This is a genomic window from Pseudomonas sp. UC 17F4 (genome assembly GCF_900101695.1).
GTDB lineage: Bacteria > Pseudomonadota > Gammaproteobacteria > Pseudomonadales > Pseudomonadaceae > Aquipseudomonas.
Genome location: NZ_FNKV01000001.1, coordinates 4,565,547 through 4,582,723, shown reverse-complemented (window position 1 = coordinate 4,582,723; position 17,177 = coordinate 4,565,547). Strand labels below are relative to the sequence as shown.

The 17,177-nt window shown below is 58.6% G+C and carries 12 protein-coding genes, 2 tRNA genes, 3 rRNA genes and 1 pseudogene; 10 read left to right on the top strand and 8 right to left on the bottom strand.

Annotated features, from left to right (window positions below; genetic code table 11):
* Positions 1 to 2: 2 nt before the first annotated feature.
* Both BLR26_RS20850 and rhtA read right to left on the bottom strand, forming a co-directional pair.
* The gene (locus BLR26_RS20850) at positions 3 to 284 is read right to left on the bottom strand and encodes a hypothetical protein (RefSeq protein ID WP_045202036.1); all 282 of its coding nucleotides are present in this window, start codon (positions 282 to 284) and stop codon (positions 3 to 5) included.
* 185 nt (positions 285 to 469) lie between these two features.
* Complete coding sequence (gene rhtA / locus BLR26_RS20845) at positions 470 to 1,357, bottom strand: threonine/homoserine exporter RhtA (protein ID WP_045202035.1); 888 nt, start codon at positions 1,355 to 1,357, stop codon at positions 470 to 472.
* A 619-nt stretch (positions 1,358 to 1,976) separates the two neighbouring features.
* Here rhtA and BLR26_RS20835 point away from each other — a divergent pair.
* From BLR26_RS20835 to rrf, 5 genes are all read left to right on the top strand, one after another.
* A 16S ribosomal RNA gene (locus BLR26_RS20835) occupies positions 1,977 to 3,513 on the top strand.
* A gap of 66 nt (positions 3,514 to 3,579) precedes the next feature.
* Positions 3,580 to 3,656, top strand: a tRNA-Ile gene (locus BLR26_RS20830).
* Between the two features lie 29 nt (positions 3,657 to 3,685).
* Positions 3,686 to 3,761: transfer RNA gene (locus BLR26_RS20825), tRNA-Ala, on the top strand.
* Positions 3,762 to 3,975: 214 nt separating this feature from the next.
* Positions 3,976 to 6,865: ribosomal RNA gene (locus BLR26_RS20820) — 23S ribosomal RNA — on the top strand.
* A 135-nt stretch (positions 6,866 to 7,000) separates the two neighbouring features.
* Positions 7,001 to 7,116, top strand: a 5S ribosomal RNA gene (gene rrf, locus BLR26_RS20815).
* The 16S, 23S and 5S rRNA genes sit together here with 2 tRNA genes alongside, the layout of an rRNA operon.
* A gap of 124 nt (positions 7,117 to 7,240) precedes the next feature.
* Here rrf and queD read toward each other — a convergent pair.
* Both queD and BLR26_RS20805 read right to left on the bottom strand, forming a co-directional pair.
* On the bottom strand, positions 7,241 to 7,597 hold the full coding sequence (gene queD / locus BLR26_RS20810; RefSeq protein WP_010226613.1) for a 6-carboxytetrahydropterin synthase QueD: 357 nt from the start codon (positions 7,595 to 7,597) through the stop codon (positions 7,241 to 7,243).
* A gap of 49 nt (positions 7,598 to 7,646) precedes the next feature.
* Positions 7,647 to 8,729 carry a patatin-like phospholipase domain-containing protein gene (locus BLR26_RS20805; RefSeq protein ID WP_093385074.1) on the bottom strand — a complete coding sequence of 361 codons (1,083 nt, stop codon included), beginning with the start codon at positions 8,727 to 8,729 and terminating at the stop codon, positions 7,647 to 7,649.
* A gap of 159 nt (positions 8,730 to 8,888) precedes the next feature.
* Between BLR26_RS20805 and BLR26_RS20800 the strand changes: the two genes are divergently transcribed.
* From BLR26_RS20800 to BLR26_RS20785, 4 genes are read left to right on the top strand one after another with little or no spacing between them, the layout of a single operon-like run.
* Positions 8,889 to 9,197: a PepSY domain-containing protein gene (locus tag BLR26_RS20800; RefSeq protein ID WP_093385069.1), complete on the top strand. Its 309-nt coding sequence runs from the start codon at positions 8,889 to 8,891 to the stop codon at positions 9,195 to 9,197.
* Complete coding sequence (locus BLR26_RS20795; RefSeq protein WP_093385064.1) at positions 9,197 to 9,511, top strand: PepSY domain-containing protein; 315 nt, start codon at positions 9,197 to 9,199, stop codon at positions 9,509 to 9,511. Before BLR26_RS20800 ends, BLR26_RS20795 begins: the two co-directional genes overlap by 1 nt.
* Complete coding sequence (locus tag BLR26_RS20790; RefSeq protein ID WP_045201340.1) at positions 9,511 to 10,179, top strand: response regulator transcription factor; 669 nt, start codon at positions 9,511 to 9,513, stop codon at positions 10,177 to 10,179. Before BLR26_RS20795 ends, BLR26_RS20790 begins: the two co-directional genes overlap by 1 nt.
* Positions 10,176 to 11,495, top strand: a complete 1,320-nt coding sequence (locus BLR26_RS20785; RefSeq protein WP_093385059.1) for a sensor histidine kinase — start codon at positions 10,176 to 10,178, stop codon at positions 11,493 to 11,495. The genes BLR26_RS20790 and BLR26_RS20785 overlap by 4 nt, the downstream gene beginning before the upstream one ends.
* A 5-nt stretch (positions 11,496 to 11,500) precedes the next feature.
* On the opposite strand, the gene BLR26_RS20780 is transcribed toward BLR26_RS20785, so the two are convergent.
* The 4 genes and pseudogenes from BLR26_RS20780 to BLR26_RS27795 all read right to left on the bottom strand — a co-directional run.
* Positions 11,501 to 12,352: an ABC transporter permease gene (locus BLR26_RS20780; RefSeq protein ID WP_093385054.1), complete on the bottom strand. Its 852-nt coding sequence runs from the start codon at positions 12,350 to 12,352 to the stop codon at positions 11,501 to 11,503.
* Entirely contained in the window at positions 12,349 to 13,335 is a 987-nt protein-coding gene (locus tag BLR26_RS20775) for an ABC transporter substrate-binding protein (protein ID WP_093385051.1), read from the bottom strand. Before BLR26_RS20775 ends, BLR26_RS20780 begins: the two co-directional genes overlap by 4 nt.
* 104 nt (positions 13,336 to 13,439) lie before the next feature.
* Positions 13,440 to 14,195 carry a methyl-accepting chemotaxis protein gene (locus BLR26_RS27800; protein ID WP_371128684.1) on the bottom strand — a complete coding sequence of 252 codons (756 nt, stop codon included), beginning with the start codon at positions 14,193 to 14,195 and terminating at the stop codon, positions 13,440 to 13,442.
* Between the two features lie 102 nt (positions 14,196 to 14,297).
* Positions 14,298 to 15,266: pseudogene (locus BLR26_RS27795) on the bottom strand (HAMP domain-containing protein); the annotation flags it as partial.
* A 590-nt stretch (positions 15,267 to 15,856) separates the two neighbouring features.
* Between BLR26_RS27795 and BLR26_RS20765 the strand changes: the two are divergent.
* A complete protein-coding gene (locus tag BLR26_RS20765; RefSeq protein ID WP_093385043.1) occupies positions 15,857 to 17,176 on the top strand; it encodes a Na+/H+ antiporter family protein in 1,320 nt (439 codons plus the stop codon).
* Position 17,177 lies beyond the last annotated feature (1 nt).

The following is a 17,177-nucleotide window of genomic DNA, read 5'->3' as shown; positions in this document are numbered from 1 at the left end:
GCTTACTTGCAGATGACGATCATGCTGCGGCTGGTGTAGCCAGCAGGGTTGAGGCCAAAAGGATAGTCACCGGGCTCGGCATCGCCGTCACCTGAACGGGCAATGACTTTATAGCCTTTGCTGCCGCAGGAGGCTTCGGCCTTGGCGTAGCATTTGTCCCAAGATGAAGACAGGCCAGAGCAGTTGATGTGCAGGCCTTTCTTGCCTCGTTTGACTTCGGTGCTCGCCGTCGCCGCACACCCCGCGATGGCCAAAATGGCTAGGATGAGCAAAATTCGTTTCATTCCTGTCCTTAATGCGTACCGGGTCTACCGCCCGTGTCTAATTTCCCGTGCTTCGTCCCTGATGCCTCTTCGCGTCCCTGTCTTGTCAATTAGATATCTTTAAGGTTGACGTTATATGACAGCTTAAAGATGGTGGAAGTCCGGCACAATGACCAGCGTCTATTTAAATGCAAATATTTCTCAAATCAGTCAGCGGCAACCAGCGCCGGGCGTTCCTTGCGCAGTGACAGGGTGGCGCCAACTGAGGCGGTAATGATTGCGGCAATAGCCAGCCATTGCGCTACGGTCAGCACTTCGCCCAGGAACAGCAAGCCTGATAGTGCGCCGAACGCGGGTTCGATACTCATCAAGGTGCCGAAGGTCCGGGCGGGCATGCGTGTCAGGGCGACCATTTCCAGGCTGTAGGGCAGGGCCGTGGAGAGTATCGCAACGCCCAGGGCGATAGGCAGCAGTGATGGGGTGAGCAGCGCGCTACCGGCATGGGCTATGCCGATGGGGGCGACGAACAGCGCGGCAATCATCACGCCCAGGGCGGCGGTCTGGATGCCGTTCTCGGCACCGGCCTTTTGCCCATATAGAATGTACAGCGCCCAGCACACGCCGGCGCCCAGTGCGTAGCCTGCGCCAACCAGGTCGATGCCGGCGCTGGTCTGGCCGATCGGAATCAACAGCAGCAAACCAATTACCGCCAGGCCGATCCAGAGAAAATCCACGACCCGTCGCGACGCGTACAGGGCGACGGCTAGCGGGCCGGTAAACTCCAAGGCGACGGCAATGCCCAGTGGCACGGTGCGCAGCGACATATAGAAGAGGAAATTCATCCCGCCCAGGGCCATACCGTAGATGATCACGGTGCGCAGGGTGCTGGCACTGAGCCTGGCGCGCCAGGGGCGCAGCAGCAACAACATGATGATGCTGGCAAAGATCAGGCGCAGGGTGGTGGTGCCTTGTGCGCCCACTACCGGGAACATGCTCTTGGCCAGCGAGGCCCCGGACTGGATCGAGGCCATGGCGATCAGCAGCAAGCCAATAGGGAAGAGAGTGGCGGCCAGGCTGCGGGGTTGGCTATTCATTGCGGGAAGGCATTCCTTATATAGGTACTAGCGCGGGCAGACTATGATGCGCAAAGGCCCAAAAATGAGCAATATACTGCTCATTATTCTTTTGTTCGGGGTTTTCTGAATTAACCCTTGACGTCCGATTTAATCTCTCTATAATTCGCCCCACTTCCGGCGCAGTCGGAACTGAAAACTCCTTGAGTTTCAAAGAGTTAGCGGTTCCAGGGTCATCCGGAGGGGCTTCGATCGAAAGATCGGCAGCGGTGAAAAAGGCAGTTGACAGCGGTTTGAAACGCTGTAGAATTCGCCTCCCGCTGACGAGAGATCGCAGCGAGTCAAGTGGTTGAAGTTGAAAGGCTTTTTAATCGAAAGCAACTGAAAAACTTCAAAATAAACGCTTGACAGGCTCTGAGGAAAGCGTAGAATGCGCGCCTCGGTTGAGACGAAAAGCTCTTAACCAACCGCTCTTTAACAACTGAATCAAGCAATTCGTGTGGGTGCTTGTGAGTTCAGACTGATAGTCAAAAAGATTATCAGCATCACAAGTGGCTACACGAAAATCGAAAGATTTGAAAGTAAGTCATTTGAGATTGCTGAGCCAAGTTTAGGGTTTTCTCAAAACCCAAGCAGTATTGAACTGAAGAGTTTGATCATGGCTCAGATTGAACGCTGGCGGCAGGCCTAACACATGCAAGTCGAGCGGATGAGAAGAGCTTGCTCTTCGATTCAGCGGCGGACGGGTGAGTAATACCTAGGAATCTGCCTGGTAGTGGGGGACAACGTTTCGAAAGGAACGCTAATACCGCATACGTCCTACGGGAGAAAGCAGGGGACCTTCGGGCCTTGCGCTATCAGATGAGCCTAGGTCGGATTAGCTAGTTGGTGAGGTAATGGCTCACCAAGGCGACGATCCGTAACTGGTCTGAGAGGATGATCAGTCACACTGGAACTGAGACACGGTCCAGACTCCTACGGGAGGCAGCAGTGGGGAATATTGGACAATGGGCGAAAGCCTGATCCAGCCATGCCGCGTGTGTGAAGAAGGTCTTCGGATTGTAAAGCACTTTAAGTTGGGAGGAAGGGTACTTACCTAATACGTGAGTATTTTGACGTTACCGACAGAATAAGCACCGGCTAACTCTGTGCCAGCAGCCGCGGTAATACAGAGGGTGCAAGCGTTAATCGGAATTACTGGGCGTAAAGCGCGCGTAGGTGGTTTGTTAAGTTGGATGTGAAATCCCCGGGCTCAACCTGGGAACTGCATCCAAAACTGGCAAGCTAGAGTAGGGCAGAGGGTGGTGGAATTTCCTGTGTAGCGGTGAAATGCGTAGATATAGGAAGGAACACCAGTGGCGAAGGCGACCACCTGGGCTCATACTGACACTGAGGTGCGAAAGCGTGGGGAGCAAACAGGATTAGATACCCTGGTAGTCCACGCCGTAAACGATGTCAACTAGCCGTTGGAATCCTTGAGATTTTAGTGGCGCAGCTAACGCATTAAGTTGACCGCCTGGGGAGTACGGCCGCAAGGTTAAAACTCAAATGAATTGACGGGGGCCCGCACAAGCGGTGGAGCATGTGGTTTAATTCGAAGCAACGCGAAGAACCTTACCAGGCCTTGACATGCAGAGAACTTTCCAGAGATGGATTGGTGCCTTCGGGAACTCTGACACAGGTGCTGCATGGCTGTCGTCAGCTCGTGTCGTGAGATGTTGGGTTAAGTCCCGTAACGAGCGCAACCCTTGTCCTTAGTTACCAGCACGTTATGGTGGGCACTCTAAGGAGACTGCCGGTGACAAACCGGAGGAAGGTGGGGATGACGTCAAGTCATCATGGCCCTTACGGCCTGGGCTACACACGTGCTACAATGGTCGGTACAGAGGGTTGCCAAGCCGCGAGGTGGAGCTAATCTCACAAAACCGATCGTAGTCCGGATCGCAGTCTGCAACTCGACTGCGTGAAGTCGGAATCGCTAGTAATCGCGAATCAGAATGTCGCGGTGAATACGTTCCCGGGCCTTGTACACACCGCCCGTCACACCATGGGAGTGGGTTGCACCAGAAGTAGCTAGTCTAACCTTCGGGAGGACGGTTACCACGGTGTGATTCATGACTGGGGTGAAGTCGTAACAAGGTAGCCGTAGGGGAACCTGCGGCTGGATCACCTCCTTAATCGACAGACATCAGCTGTCTTATGAGCTCCCACACGAATTGCTTGATTCATTGAAGAAGACGATTGGGTCTGTAGCTCAGTTGGTTAGAGCGCACCCCTGATAAGGGTGAGGTCGGCAGTTCGAATCTGCCCAGACCCACCAATTACATGTGGTGCAGCCTGTAGCAATACGGGGCCATAGCTCAGCTGGGAGAGCGCCTGCCTTGCACGCAGGAGGTCAGCGGTTCGATCCCGCTTGGCTCCACCACCTTACGTCAAAGCTTAGAAATGAATATTCGTATCGAATATTGATTTCTGAACTTTTTCAGAATCGTTCTTTAAAAATTTGGGTATGTGATAGAAAGATAGACTGGACAGCACTTTCACTGGTGTGTGTTCAGGCTAAGGTAAAATTTGTGAGTAATTACAAGTTTTCGGCGAATGTTGTCTTCACAGTATAACCAGATTGCTTGGGGTTATATGGTCAAGTGAAGAAGCGCATACGGTGGATGCCTTGGCAGTCAGAGGCGATGAAAGACGTGGTAGCCTGCGATAAGCTTCGGGGAGTCGGCAAACAGACTTTGATCCGGAGATCTCTGAATGGGGGAACCCACTCAGCATAAGCTGAGTATCTTGTACTGAATACATAGGTGCAAGAGGCGAACCAGGGGAACTGAAACATCTAAGTACCCTGAGGAAAAGAAATCAACCGAGATTCCCTTAGTAGTGGCGAGCGAACGGGGACTAGCCCTTAAGTGGCTTTGAGATTAGCGGAACGCTCTGGAAAGTGCGGCCATAGTGGGTGATAGCCCTGTACGCGAAAATCTCTTAGTCATGAAATCGAGTAGGACGGAGCACGAGAAACTTTGTCTGAATATGGGGGGACCATCCTCCAAGGCTAAATACTACTGACTGACCGATAGTGAACCAGTACCGTGAGGGAAAGGCGAAAAGAACCCCGGAGAGGGGAGTGAAATAGATCCTGAAACCGTATGCGTACAAGCAGTGGGAGCCTACTTGTTAGGTGACTGCGTACCTTTTGTATAATGGGTCAGCGACTTATATTCAGTGGCGAGCTTAACCGAATAGGGGAGGCGTAGCGAAAGCGAGTCTTAATAGGGCGTTTAGTCGCTGGGTATAGACCCGAAACCGGGCGATCTATCCATGGGCAGGTTGAAGGTTAGGTAACACTGACTGGAGGACCGAACCGACTACCGTTGAAAAGTTAGCGGATGACCTGTGGATCGGAGTGAAAGGCTAATCAAGCTCGGAGATAGCTGGTTCTCCTCGAAAGCTATTTAGGTAGCGCCTCATGTATCACTGTAGGGGGTAGAGCACTGTTTCGGCTAGGGGGTCATCCCGACTTACCAAACCGATGCAAACTCCGAATACCTACAAGTGCCGAGCATGGGAGACACACGGCGGGTGCTAACGTCCGTCGTGAAAAGGGAAACAACCCAGACCGTCAGCTAAGGTCCCAAAGTTATGGTTAAGTGGGAAACGATGTGGGAAGGCTTAGACAGCTAGGAGGTTGGCTTAGAAGCAGCCACCCTTTAAAGAAAGCGTAATAGCTCACTAGTCGAGTCGGCCTGCGCGGAAGATGTAACGGGGCTCAAACCATACACCGAAGCTACGGGTATCACTTAGGTGATGCGGTAGAGGAGCGTTCTGTAAGCCTGTGAAGGTGAGTTGAGAAGCTTGCTGGAGGTATCAGAAGTGCGAATGCTGACATGAGTAACGACAATGGGAGTGAAAAACTCCCACGCCGAAAGACCAAGGTTTCCTGCGCAACGTTAATCGACGCAGGGTTAGTCGGTCCCTAAGGCGAGGCTGAAAAGCGTAGTCGATGGAAAACAGGTTAATATTCCTGTACTTCTGGTTATTGCGATGGAGGGACGGAGAAGGCTAGGCCAGCTTGGCGTTGGTTGTCCAAGTTTAAGGTGGTAGGCTGAGATCTTAGGTAAATCCGGGATCTTAAGGCCGAGAGCTGATGACGAGTTGCCATTAGGCGACGAAGTGGTTGATGCCATGCTTCCAAGAAAAGCTTCTAAGCTTCAGATAACCAGGAACCGTACCCCAAACCGACACAGGTGGTTGGGTAGAGAATACCAAGGCGCTTGAGAGAACTCGGGTGAAGGAACTAGGCAAAATGGCACCGTAACTTCGGGAGAAGGTGCGCCGGTGAGGGTGAAGGACTTGCTCCGTAAGCCCATGCCGGTCGAAGATACCAGGCCGCTGCGACTGTTTATTAAAAACACAGCACTCTGCAAACACGAAAGTGGACGTATAGGGTGTGACGCCTGCCCGGTGCCGGAAGGTTAATTGATGGGGTTAGCTAACGCGAAGCTCTTGATCGAAGCCCCGGTAAACGGCGGCCGTAACTATAACGGTCCTAAGGTAGCGAAATTCCTTGTCGGGTAAGTTCCGACCTGCACGAATGGCGTAACGATGGCGGCGCTGTCTCCACCCGAGACTCAGTGAAATTGAAATCGCTGTGAAGATGCAGTGTATCCGCGGCTAGACGGAAAGACCCCGTGAACCTTTACTATAGCTTTGCACTGGACTTTGAATTTGCTTGTGTAGGATAGGTGGGAGGCTTTGAAGCGTGGACGCCAGTTCGCGTGGAGCCATCCTTGAAATACCACCCTGGCAACTTTGAGGTTCTAACTCAGGTCCGTTATCCGGATCGAGGACAGTGTATGGTGGGTAGTTTGACTGGGGCGGTCTCCTCCTAAAGAGTAACGGAGGAGTACGAAGGTGCGCTCAGACCGGTCGGAAATCGGTCGTAGAGTATAAAGGCAAAAGCGCGCTTGACTGCGAGACAGACACGTCGAGCAGGTACGAAAGTAGGTCTTAGTGATCCGGTGGTTCTGTATGGAAGGGCCATCGCTCAACGGATAAAAGGTACTCCGGGGATAACAGGCTGATACCGCCCAAGAGTTCATATCGACGGCGGTGTTTGGCACCTCGATGTCGGCTCATCACATCCTGGGGCTGAAGCCGGTCCCAAGGGTATGGCTGTTCGCCATTTAAAGTGGTACGCGAGCTGGGTTTAGAACGTCGTGAGACAGTTCGGTCCCTATCTGCCGTGGACGTTTGAGATTTGAGAGGGGCTGCTCCTAGTACGAGAGGACCGGAGTGGACGAACCTCTGGTGTTCCGGTTGTCACGCCAGTGGCATTGCCGGGTAGCTATGTTCGGAAGAGATAACCGCTGAAAGCATCTAAGCGGGAAACTTGCCTCAAGATGAGATCTCACTGGAGCCTTGAGCTCCCTGAAGGGCCGTCGAAGACTACGACGTTGATAGGTTGGGTGTGTAAGCGCTGTGAGGCGTTGAGCTAACCAATACTAATTGCCCGTGAGGCTTGACCATATAACACCCAAGCAATTTGAGCGAAAGCCAGATTGCGGTGTTGTGAAGACTGCACAGCCGAAGATTTGTAACTCACAAACATCACATACCCGATTCGCTGGAGTGTCTGAACAAGACCTTCTGGCAACAGAATTTCTTGACGACCATAGAGCATTGGAACCACCTGATCCCATCCCGAACTCAGCAGTGAAACGATGCATCGCCGATGGTAGTGTGGGGTTTCCCCATGTGAGAGTAGGTCATCGTCAAGATTAAATTCCGAAACCCCTATCTGCATATGCAGGTAGGGGTTTTGTCTTTTCAGCGCCCAGCTGGATAAAATGCCAGCCAAAAAAAACCACCCCGCAGGGTGGTTTGTTCGCTTCCTTCGCCGACTCAGTCGCCGTAGTACTCGCAACCACTGGTGCAGGTCTCGTGAATGCGTACCTTGGACAGCTCTGGCAGCAGCGGCTTGACCTGGTCCCAGATCCACTTGGCGATCACTTCGCTGGTCGGATTCTCCAGGCCTGGAATGTCGTTCAGGTAGTTATGGTCCAGTTGTTCGTACAGCGGCTTGAAGATCGCCTTGATCTCGGAGAAGTCGCGGATCCAGCCGGTATGTGGATCGAGCGGGCCGGTCAGGTGCAGGGCAACCTTGAACGAATGGCCATGCAGGCGACCGCACTTGTGCCCTTCAGGCACGTGGGGCAGGCGGTGGGCCGATTCGAACGTAAACTCTTTGAAAATTTCCACGATATCTTGACTCTGTAAACCAATGCTGGCTGCCAGTTTACCAGCATGGTCACTTCAGTGGTTGCAGATGCGTGTGCAGCTTGCCGGTTTCTATCAGTTCGAGCAGCTCGTCGCCCAGGCGCTGGCTTTCAGCCATTGCCTTGTGCCAATAACGCTGACGGCTGCCCGCATCGCCCATGAAGCGCTTGAAATCGCTACGATCCGGCAGCTTGCCGTAGGGCAGGCTGGCCAGGTACTGCGGCGAAGGCGCAAGCAGCAGCACATTGCGCAAGCGCTGGGTACCCCCACGGCGCCACGGCAGGGCCTTGTCGAACCAGCCGGGGATGACCTTGTCGGTGAAGTGCGGATAGAGCACCAGGTCATCGCCGGCAAAAGGCAGGTCAAGGTGATAGTCCAGCAAGCCACCATCTCGATAGGTGCCCTGACCGACACCCGGAATATCGCGTACGCCTTGCATGACCATCGGGATCGACCCCGAGGCCAGCAGGCCATGGCGCAAATTGGCAACATCCAGTGGCAGGCAGCGCGAGGGGAAGTCCGTCAGTGGCTGCAATGGCGGAGCGCTGCGGGCGTCGTGCAAGATGATTCGCTCGAAGTGCCGCGACAGGCGTGCACGGCCAATCAGGTTGTCAGCGATGACCGATGACAGGCCCATGCCCAGGCGCCCGCGGTGATCGTCAGCAAGCAGGCCATGGCTTTTGACCACCATGATGTTCAGGCGGTAGCCCGGGCTTGCGAGTATCTGTGCGTCGCGGTTTTCGAGCAGTTCATCGAGCATGCGCTCGCAGCTGCGGCTGACTTCGGCCTGGGTCACGCCCTTGGCAAAGTCCTGTTCGGTGTACAGCTGGCCCAGGCGCTGCAGGGCCTGGGCGGGGTTGGGCAAGCAGGCGCTGGCAAAGCGCCAGGAGCCGATGGATGCGCCGATCAACGCCCGCTCACGAGGTGCGCTGGGCAACCAATGGCCGAACAACGCCAGGTCCAGGCCTTGTATGCCGAGGGCCTTGGGCCCCCCAGCTGCACCCGGCAGCACACCCACATCGGCAGCCTGTAATCCACGCTCGCGGATGCGCTGCAAGGCGCGATTGCCGGCCTTGAGCGTCAGCGCCGGGTACTTGATATGGATTGCACTCATACGGGCCTCGCTGTCTTGAGCCGGTAATTATAAAGAACAGCGCTCCGGAAGTGGAGCAGGGCTGCGCTATCATGTCGCCAGTTGTTTTCAGCTTCAATTAAGTTCGGTTGGGTACTCTAGGCCCCGTAGAAACATTTTTGATCTCAACGGAGAGACACCATGAAAACTTTGACTGCCCTGTTCGCCACTGCTGCCCTTGCCCTGAGCGCCAACGTTGCAATGGCTAAAGATGTACAGCCTGACGAGGTCGTAAAACTGGTCAACGCCAAGACCATCAAGTCTCTGGACGAACTCAAGGCCGCCGCAGTGGCCAAGCACCCAGGCGCAACCGTCACCGATTCCGAGCTGGAAGACGAGTACGGCCGCTACATCTACAAGGTCGAACTGCGTGACGCTCAGAATGTCGAGTGGGATGTCGACATGGATGCCAAGACCGGTGAAATCCTCAAGGATGCCCGGGATAACTAATGACCGTTCGATCGCGAACAGCACAGACACTTCTCATCGCGCTGTTGGCCCTCTGCTCGCTGGCTTCGGCCCGCGACCTCGATCAGGATGAAGCCCTGCAATTGCGTCAGCAGGGCGTGATCCTGCCGCTTGAGCAACTGCTGCAGTCCGCCCTGGGGCGTTACCCCGGGGCGAAACTGCTGGAAGCGGAGCTGGAAGAGAAACACGACAGGTATGAGTACGAGGTCGAATTGCTGACCCCTGAAGGCGTGGTACGCGAGATCAAGCTCGACGCTACCAATGGAGCGCTGCTCAAAGACGAGGAAGATGACTGATGCGCCTGTTACTGGTCGAGGACAACGTGCCGCTGGCGGATGAACTGACCCAGAGCCTGCAACGCCAGGGCTATGCGCTCGACTGGCTGGCCGACGGCAGGGATGCGGTCTACCAGGGCAGCAGCGAACCCTATGACCTGATTATTCTCGACCTCGGCTTGCCTGGCTTGCCGGGGCTTGAGGTGCTGGCCCAGTGGCGGGCATCGGGGCTGGTGACACCGGTGCTGATCCTCACCGCGCGCGGCTCGTGGGCCGAGCGTATCGAGGGGCTCAAGGCCGGTGCCGATGATTACCTGAGCAAGCCGTTTCATCCAGAAGAGCTGCAGCTGCGCATCCAGTCGCTGCTACGCCGTGCCCGCGGCCTGGCCAACCAGCCGACCCTTGAAGCCGCCGGCCTGCAGCTGGACGAAGGCCGCCAGTGCGTCACCCGCGCCGGCGTCGACATCCAGCTCACCGCTGCCGAGTTTCGCCTGTTGCGCTACTTCATGTTGCACCCGCAACAGATCCTGTCGAAAAGCCACCTCGCCGAACACCTCTACGACGGTGAGACCGAGCGCGATTCCAACGTTCTCGAAGTGCACGTCAATCACCTGCGCCGCAAGCTCGGCCGTAGCGTGATCGAAACCCGCCGTGGCCAGGGTTATCGCTATGCCGGGAGCTGCGAGTGAAGTCGATTCAGGCACGCCTGAGCCTTGGCCTGATTGCGGTATTGGTGCTGGTCGGGCTGGCCCTGGCGCAGATCAGCCTGTGGCTGTTCGAGGCTGGCCTGCAGCGCTACCTGGAGACCGGTCTGCGCAAGGAGAGCGAAAACCTGCTGGTGGCCCTGGTACGCGGCCAGACCGGCCTTGAACTGGATGAACGGCGGATTTCCTCGGCCTATAAGCGGCCGTTTTCCGGCTATTACTTTCGCATCGATTTTGACGGCGGCAACTGGCGCTCGCGTTCGTTGTGGGACATGGACATGCCGGCGCCGCAAACCCCGGGGCTGCACGCCGGCCTGGAGCTGGGGCCGGAAGGCCAGCAACTGCTGGTGCTGCGGGCCGATTACCGGCGCCTGGGCCAGGCGATTTCCATCAGCGTCGCCCAGGACTATACCCCGGTGCGCGATGGCTTCAGGCGCATGCAGCAGATCGGCCTGGGGCTGGGCCTGGTCGCACTGTTATTGATCCTGGTACTGCAACGCATCACCGTGACCCGCTCATTGCGGCCGCTGGAGCGCGCCCGCGAACAGATCGCCCAACTGCAGCAAGGCCAGCGTTCGCAGCTCGATACTCAGGTGCCTACCGAGCTTGAGCCCCTGGTCGCACAGATCAACCACTTGCTGGCCCACACCGAAGACAGCCTGCGTCGTTCACGCAATGCCTTGGGCAACCTCGGGCATGCGCTGAAGACACCGTTGGCGGTGCTGCTCAGCCTGGCCTCCAGCGAACGCCTCAAAGACCTGCCGCAAGTCCGTGCCCAGTTGCGCGACCAGCTCGAGCAGATCCAGCAGCGCCTGAGCCGTGAGCTCAATCGCGCGCGGCTGGCTGGCGATGCGTTGCCGGGCGCGCAGTTTGATTGCGATGCCGAGCTGCCCGGGCTGCTGTCGACCCTGGGCATGATCCATGGCGAAGGCCTGGAGTTGAGCAAGCAGGTGCCGCCCGGTTTGCTCCTGCCCTGGGACCGCGAAGACCTGCTCGAACTGCTGGGTAACCTGCTGGACAATGCCTGCAAATGGGCCGACAGCGAGGTGCAGTTGAGCATCGAAGAACAGCCGCAACGCTATTGCCTGTGGATCGATGATGACGGCCCCGGTATTCCGCAGGCGGCTCGTGAACAAGTGCTTGAGCGCGGTACCCGGCTTGACGAGCAGGTCGATGGCCACGGCCTGGGCCTGGGCATCGTGCGCGATATCGTCGAAGCCTGGGGCGGGCAGATGCGTCTGCTTGAGAGCCCGCTGGGTGGCTTGCGGGTCAGCATCGAGCTGCCGCGCAGGGTCAGATAGCATCGCTAGCCCCGCCGCGGTTGCCCATACGCCTGACTGATCCGGTCGATCACCATCGCCAGCGCCACAATCGCCAACCCGGCCTCCACACCCTTGCCGACATTGAGCGTCTGAATTCCTGCCAGCACATCCTCGCCCAAGCCGCGCGCACCAATCATCGAAGCGACCACCACCATCGACAGCGCCATCATCACCGACTGGTTGAGCCCGGCCATGATGCTCGGCAGCGCCAGCGGCAGTTGCACCCGCCGCAGCCGCTGCCAGCGACTGGCGCCCAGGCCGTGGGCCGCCTGGGTCAGGCTCGGGTCGATCTGGCTCAGGCCCAGTTCGGTCAGGCGGATCAACGGCGGCAGGGCGTAGATCAAGGTGGCGAAGATCGCCGGTACCTTGCCCAGGCCGAACAGCATCAGCACCGGGATCAGGTAGACGAAGCTGGGCAGCGTTTGCATGACATCGAGCACCGGCATCAGCAGCTTGCGCGCCAACGGTCGGCTGGCCAGGAGGATGCCGAGCGGGACGCCGATCAATACGCACAGGCCGGTGCTCACCAGCACCAGTGCGCAGGTCTGCAGGAGCTTGTCCCACAGGCCGACCACGCCGATCAGAAACAACAGGCCGCTGAGCACCAGGGCGCGGGTGATGCTGCGGCTGGCGTGCCAGGTCATCAGCGCGACAATCACCAGCAACAGCCACCAGGGCGCCAGGCGCAGCAGGTTCTCGAGGCCAACCAGCACCTGCAGCAAGCCATCGGAAACGTTGCGCAGCTGGTCGCCGTAAGCCAGCACCAACCAATCGACAAAACGGTTAACGGCATCGGCAAAGGAGTAGTGCAGCGCTTCGGGAAAACCTCCACTCACAGGCCTGCCTCGACCTTGCTCGCCACTTCGGCGGGTAGCCAGGCTTTCCAGATACCAGGGTAATCGCGCATGAACCTGAGCGCGGCATCCTTGGGTGACTCGCGCTTTTCGCTCATCTGCGCCAGGGTCTTGTTCAGGGTATCGATGGGCAGGTCGACCTTGGCGAAGAACTCGACCAGTTCGGGATAGTCCTTTTTGAATGGCGCCGAAACACCAATCGACAATTTCGCCGGCAGTGAGCGCGTGCCTTGTGGGTTGGGGTTGCTGGCATCGGTCAGGGTCTTCCAGGCCTGGGCATCGAAAGCGGGTTCTTCCAGGCGCACCAGTTCGTAGCGGCCCATCAGCGGGGTAGGGCTCCAGTAGTAGAACAACACAGGCTTGCCGCGGCGGATCGCCGAGGTGATTTCAGCATCGAGCGCCGCGCCCGAGCCACTGCGAAAGTTCACGTAGTCCTGGTCCAGCCCGTAGGCCTTGAGCTTCTGGCTGTTGACGGTCTCGGAGGTCCAGCCGCTGGGGCTGTTGAGGAAGCGGCCCTTGTCGGGGGACTCAGGGTCCTTGAACACGGCCTTGTACTGTTTGAGGTCGGCCACCGAGCGCAGCTTTGGCGCCAGATCCTTGATCACGTAGGCCGGCACATACCAGCCCTCATCGGCGTTCTTCACCGTATCGCCGATGCTGAACACCTGGCCGGCCTGCTCGGCCTTGATCCAGGCCGGGCTGCGGCCGGCCCATTCCTCACCGATGACCTGGATGTCGTTGCGCGCCAGCGCCACTTCCATGCTCACGGTGCTGCCGGGCAGGGTATCGGTGGGGTAGCCGTAGCCTTTTTCGACAATCAGCCGCAGGATTTCGGTGGTGAGGCTGCCGCTTTCCCAGGTGATGTCGCCAAAGCGAATGGGCGTGGATTTATCGGCGGCGTCGCTTGAGGTGACCAGGCCCAGCGCCAGGAAGGCGCTGGCCAGCAAGGTGGTGATCGGCTTCATTGTGCCTCGCTCGCAGGGTAGGGAGTCCGGCAAGTGTAGTAGACCGATCGCGGGGCAAGCCCGCTCCTACAGATGAATAGGAGCAGGCTTGCCCCGTGAAGTTTTCACACCCGGAACTGATCCATCAGCCCCTGCTGCTGGTTGGCCAGGCTGTTGAGCGACTGGCTGACCCGCGCCGATTCGTTGGCCTGTTCCGACAGCGATTCGGTGACATCACGAATGGTCGCCACGTTGCTGTTGATTTCTTCGGCCACCGCGCTCTGTTCTTCGGCGGCGCTGGCGATCTGCAGGTTCATGTCGCTGATCACCGTGACCGCATTGCCGATCTGCTGCAGGGCGGTGACTGCCTGGCCGACCTGTTCGACGCTGCCCTGGGCCTGGCGATGGCTGCTGTCCATGGCGCCGACCACGTCGCGGGTACCGGCTTGCAGCTGTTCGATGACCTGGCGGGTTTCTTCTACCGACTCCTGGGTCCGGCGCGCCAGGTTGCGCACCTCGTCGGCAACCACGGCAAAACCACGGCCGGCTTCACCGGCACGCGCGGCCTCGATGGCGGCGTTGAGGGCCAGCAGGTTGGTCTGCTCGGCAATCGAGCGGATTACTTCCAGCACCGAACCGATCTTCTCGCTGTTCTCGGCCAGGCCCTCGACCTGGCTCATGGCGGTGCTCATGTCGGCAGCCAGGGTGTCGATGCTGCTGGTGGTACGGTCGATCACCGCCAGGCCCTGGCGGGTCGCCTGGTCGGCGTCGCGGGCGGCCTGGGCGGCTTGCGCAGCGCTGCGGGCGACGTCCTGGGCGGTGGCGCTCATCTCATGGGAAGCGGTGGCCACCTGGTCGACCTGGCGATACTGCTGCTCCATGCCGGCGCTGGTCTGGGTGGCGATGGCCGAAGACTGGTCGGCGGTATCGCGGGCGGCCTGGACCGAGCGCTTGACCTCGGCAATGGTCGGTTGCAGCTTGTCGAGAAAACGGTTGAACCAGCCGGCCAGTTCGCCCAGTTCGTCGCGCTTGTCGTAGGTCAGGCGCCGGGTCAGGTCGCCTTCGCCGCTGGCGATGTCCTTGAGCATCGCCGCCACGCCAAGGATCGGCCGGGTCACGGTGCGCGCCATCAACCAGATCAGCAACAAGCCGACGATGGCCGCCAGCAGGCCCAGGCCCAATTCCATCAGGGTGCCGCTGGTGTTGCGCTGGTCGAGCTCTTGCTTGAGGGCTTCGGCCGGGCCGGTCAGGGCGCTTTCCGGCACGTCGAGCAGCACGCCCCAGGGCTTGCCGCCAGGTATTGGCGCAAACGAGGCCAGCACTTTCAGGCGCTGATTGTGGTGGATGCTGTGCAGCGGCGTGCTGTCGCCGAGCAGGCGGATCAGTTCGGCGCCTTTTTCGCTATCGACCTGGTCAAAGCGCTGGGCCAGCTTGCTGGCGTCCGGGCTGTAGCCGGCCAGCAGGCCCACGGGGCTGAGGATGCCGACCTGGGTCTGGCCCTGGTAGAGGTTGCGGCTGGCCTGTTGGCTCATGGCCTGCAGGCTGTTGAGATTGATGTCGATGGACAGGGTGGCGATGACTTTGTCGGCCGCCTTCAGCGGGAACACGATGCTGGTCATCAGCACCTGCTGGCCGTTGATCTCATAGAAGTAGGGCTCGATCACACAGACCTTGCCGGTGGTGCGCGGGCATACCGACCAGGTGTTGGCCGGCTCGCCGCTGGGGCCGATGCTGGTGTCATTCATGTCGCGTTCGGGCAGCGCCATCGAGGTCAGCTGGCCCGGGGTCGGTTGCGACCAGTACAGGGCGAAGCGGCCTTTCTCGTTGCTGCCCAGGTCTTTCTGGTCGACGAACAACGCGTCCTTGTTGTCCAGCGCGTTGGGCTCGAACACCAGCGACAGGCCGAGCAGCTCGGGGTTGGCCTGCAGGGCCGCGCGCACCTGGCGGGTCATGTCTTCGCGCAGGTCGAAGGCATCGAGGAAGCGTTTTTCGGCCTGCTCGCGCAAAAACAGCACCTGGCGCGAGAAGCCGGCGCCGTACTGGTAGGCGTCCATGAACTGGCGACGGATGTTCAGTGCCTGGACTTCACCCTGGGATTCAATGCGCCCCTGGGCCGCTTCGGTGAGCATCTGCATGCTGCTGGCCTTGACCAGTTGCGTGCTGTGCTCCATGCGATACAGCGAGAGTCCCACCAGCAGGGTGACGATGCCGGCCAGGCACAGGCCGGCCAGCAGGGTGATCTTCCACTGAATGGAAAGTTGTCTGAACGACATGGCGAAGTCCTTTGATCCTGAAAGATTGAGGCTGCCGACTATGTCGGCCGCGATGCCGTTTTCTTTATTCAAACGTTCAATTGAAATGCGTCGTTTTCGTCTATTCAAGCGACACGTTGTCGCAGGTCGCCAAGGCCTTTTTTTGACAAGTGCGGGGGGCTGCTTCAAAGTGTGCGCCCTCCCATAAAAATACCTGTCGTTCGGCCACTGCTCGCGGGCAGTCTGTCGCCGGATCGGTCGCTTTTTGTCTGGTTTCTAGAGGTTACAGAATGAATGCAGTAATTGCCGCGGTCGGCATCATGCTGATATTGAGCCTGTCCCGTGTGCATGTGGTGATTGCCCTGATCATCGGCGCCCTGGCCGGTGGCCTGGTGGGTGGCCTGGGCATCGAAGGCACGCTCAAGGCGTTCAATGGCGGGCTGGGTGGCGGTGCTACGGTGGCGTTGTCGTACGCCTTGCTCGGCGCCTTCGCCGTGGCCATCGCCAAGTCGGGCATGGCCCACGCCCTGGCCGACCGCGCCCTGGCCATGGTCGATCGCCAAGGCCATGGCGAAGGCGGCAAGGTCAAGTGGTTACTGATCGGCCTGCTGCTGGTGGTGGCGATTTCCTCGCAGAACATCCTGCCCATCCACATTGCCTTCATTCCGTTGCTGGTGCCGCCCCTGCTGTACGTGCTGACCAAGCTGCAGATCGACCGGCGCCTGGTGGCCTGTGTGATGACCTTCGGCCTGATCACCCCGTACATGTTCCTGCCAGTGGGTTTCGGCAATATCTTTCTCAATGAAATCCTTCTGGCCAACGTCAGCCGCAGCGGTGTGGATGTCAGCGGCGTCAACGTTACCCATGCCATGGCCATCCCGGCTGCGGGCATGCTCTTCGGCTTGCTGGTGGCGGTGTTCATCAGCTACCGCAAAAAGCGTGTGTACAACCTGGAGAAAATCGAACAGGTCGAGCAGGTGGCGGTCAGCTACAACCCGCTGACCCTGCTGGTGGCGGGCTTTGCCATTGCGGCGGCGTTCATCATCCAGCTGTGGCTGGACTCGATGATTATCGGTGCCATGGCCGGCTTTCTGATCTTCTCGGTGTCGGGCATCGTGCGCTGGAAAGACACCGACGACCTGTTTACCGAAGGCATGAAGATGATGGCCATGATCGGCTTCATCATGATCGCCGCTTCGGGCTTTGCCGAGGTGATGAAGGCCACCGGTGAGGTCAAGACCCTGGTCGAGACCTCGGCGTCCTGGATCAACCACAGCAAGGGCGTCGGCGCACTGCTGATGCTGCTGGTGGGCCTGCTGGTGACCATGGGCATCGGCTCGTCGTTCTCCACCGTGCCGATCCTGGCAGCGATCTTCGTGCCGCTGTGCGTACAGCTGGGCTTTGATCCTGTGGCCACGGTGTGCATCGTCGGTACCGCCGGTGCTCTGGGCGATGCCGGATCACCTGCCTCGGACTCGACCCTGGGGCCGACCTCGGGCCTGAACGTCGACGGCCAGCATCATCATATCTGGGACACGGTTGTACCGACTTTCATCCACTACAACCTGCCGTTGCTGGCATTCGGTTGGCTGGCGGCGATGATGCTCTAGG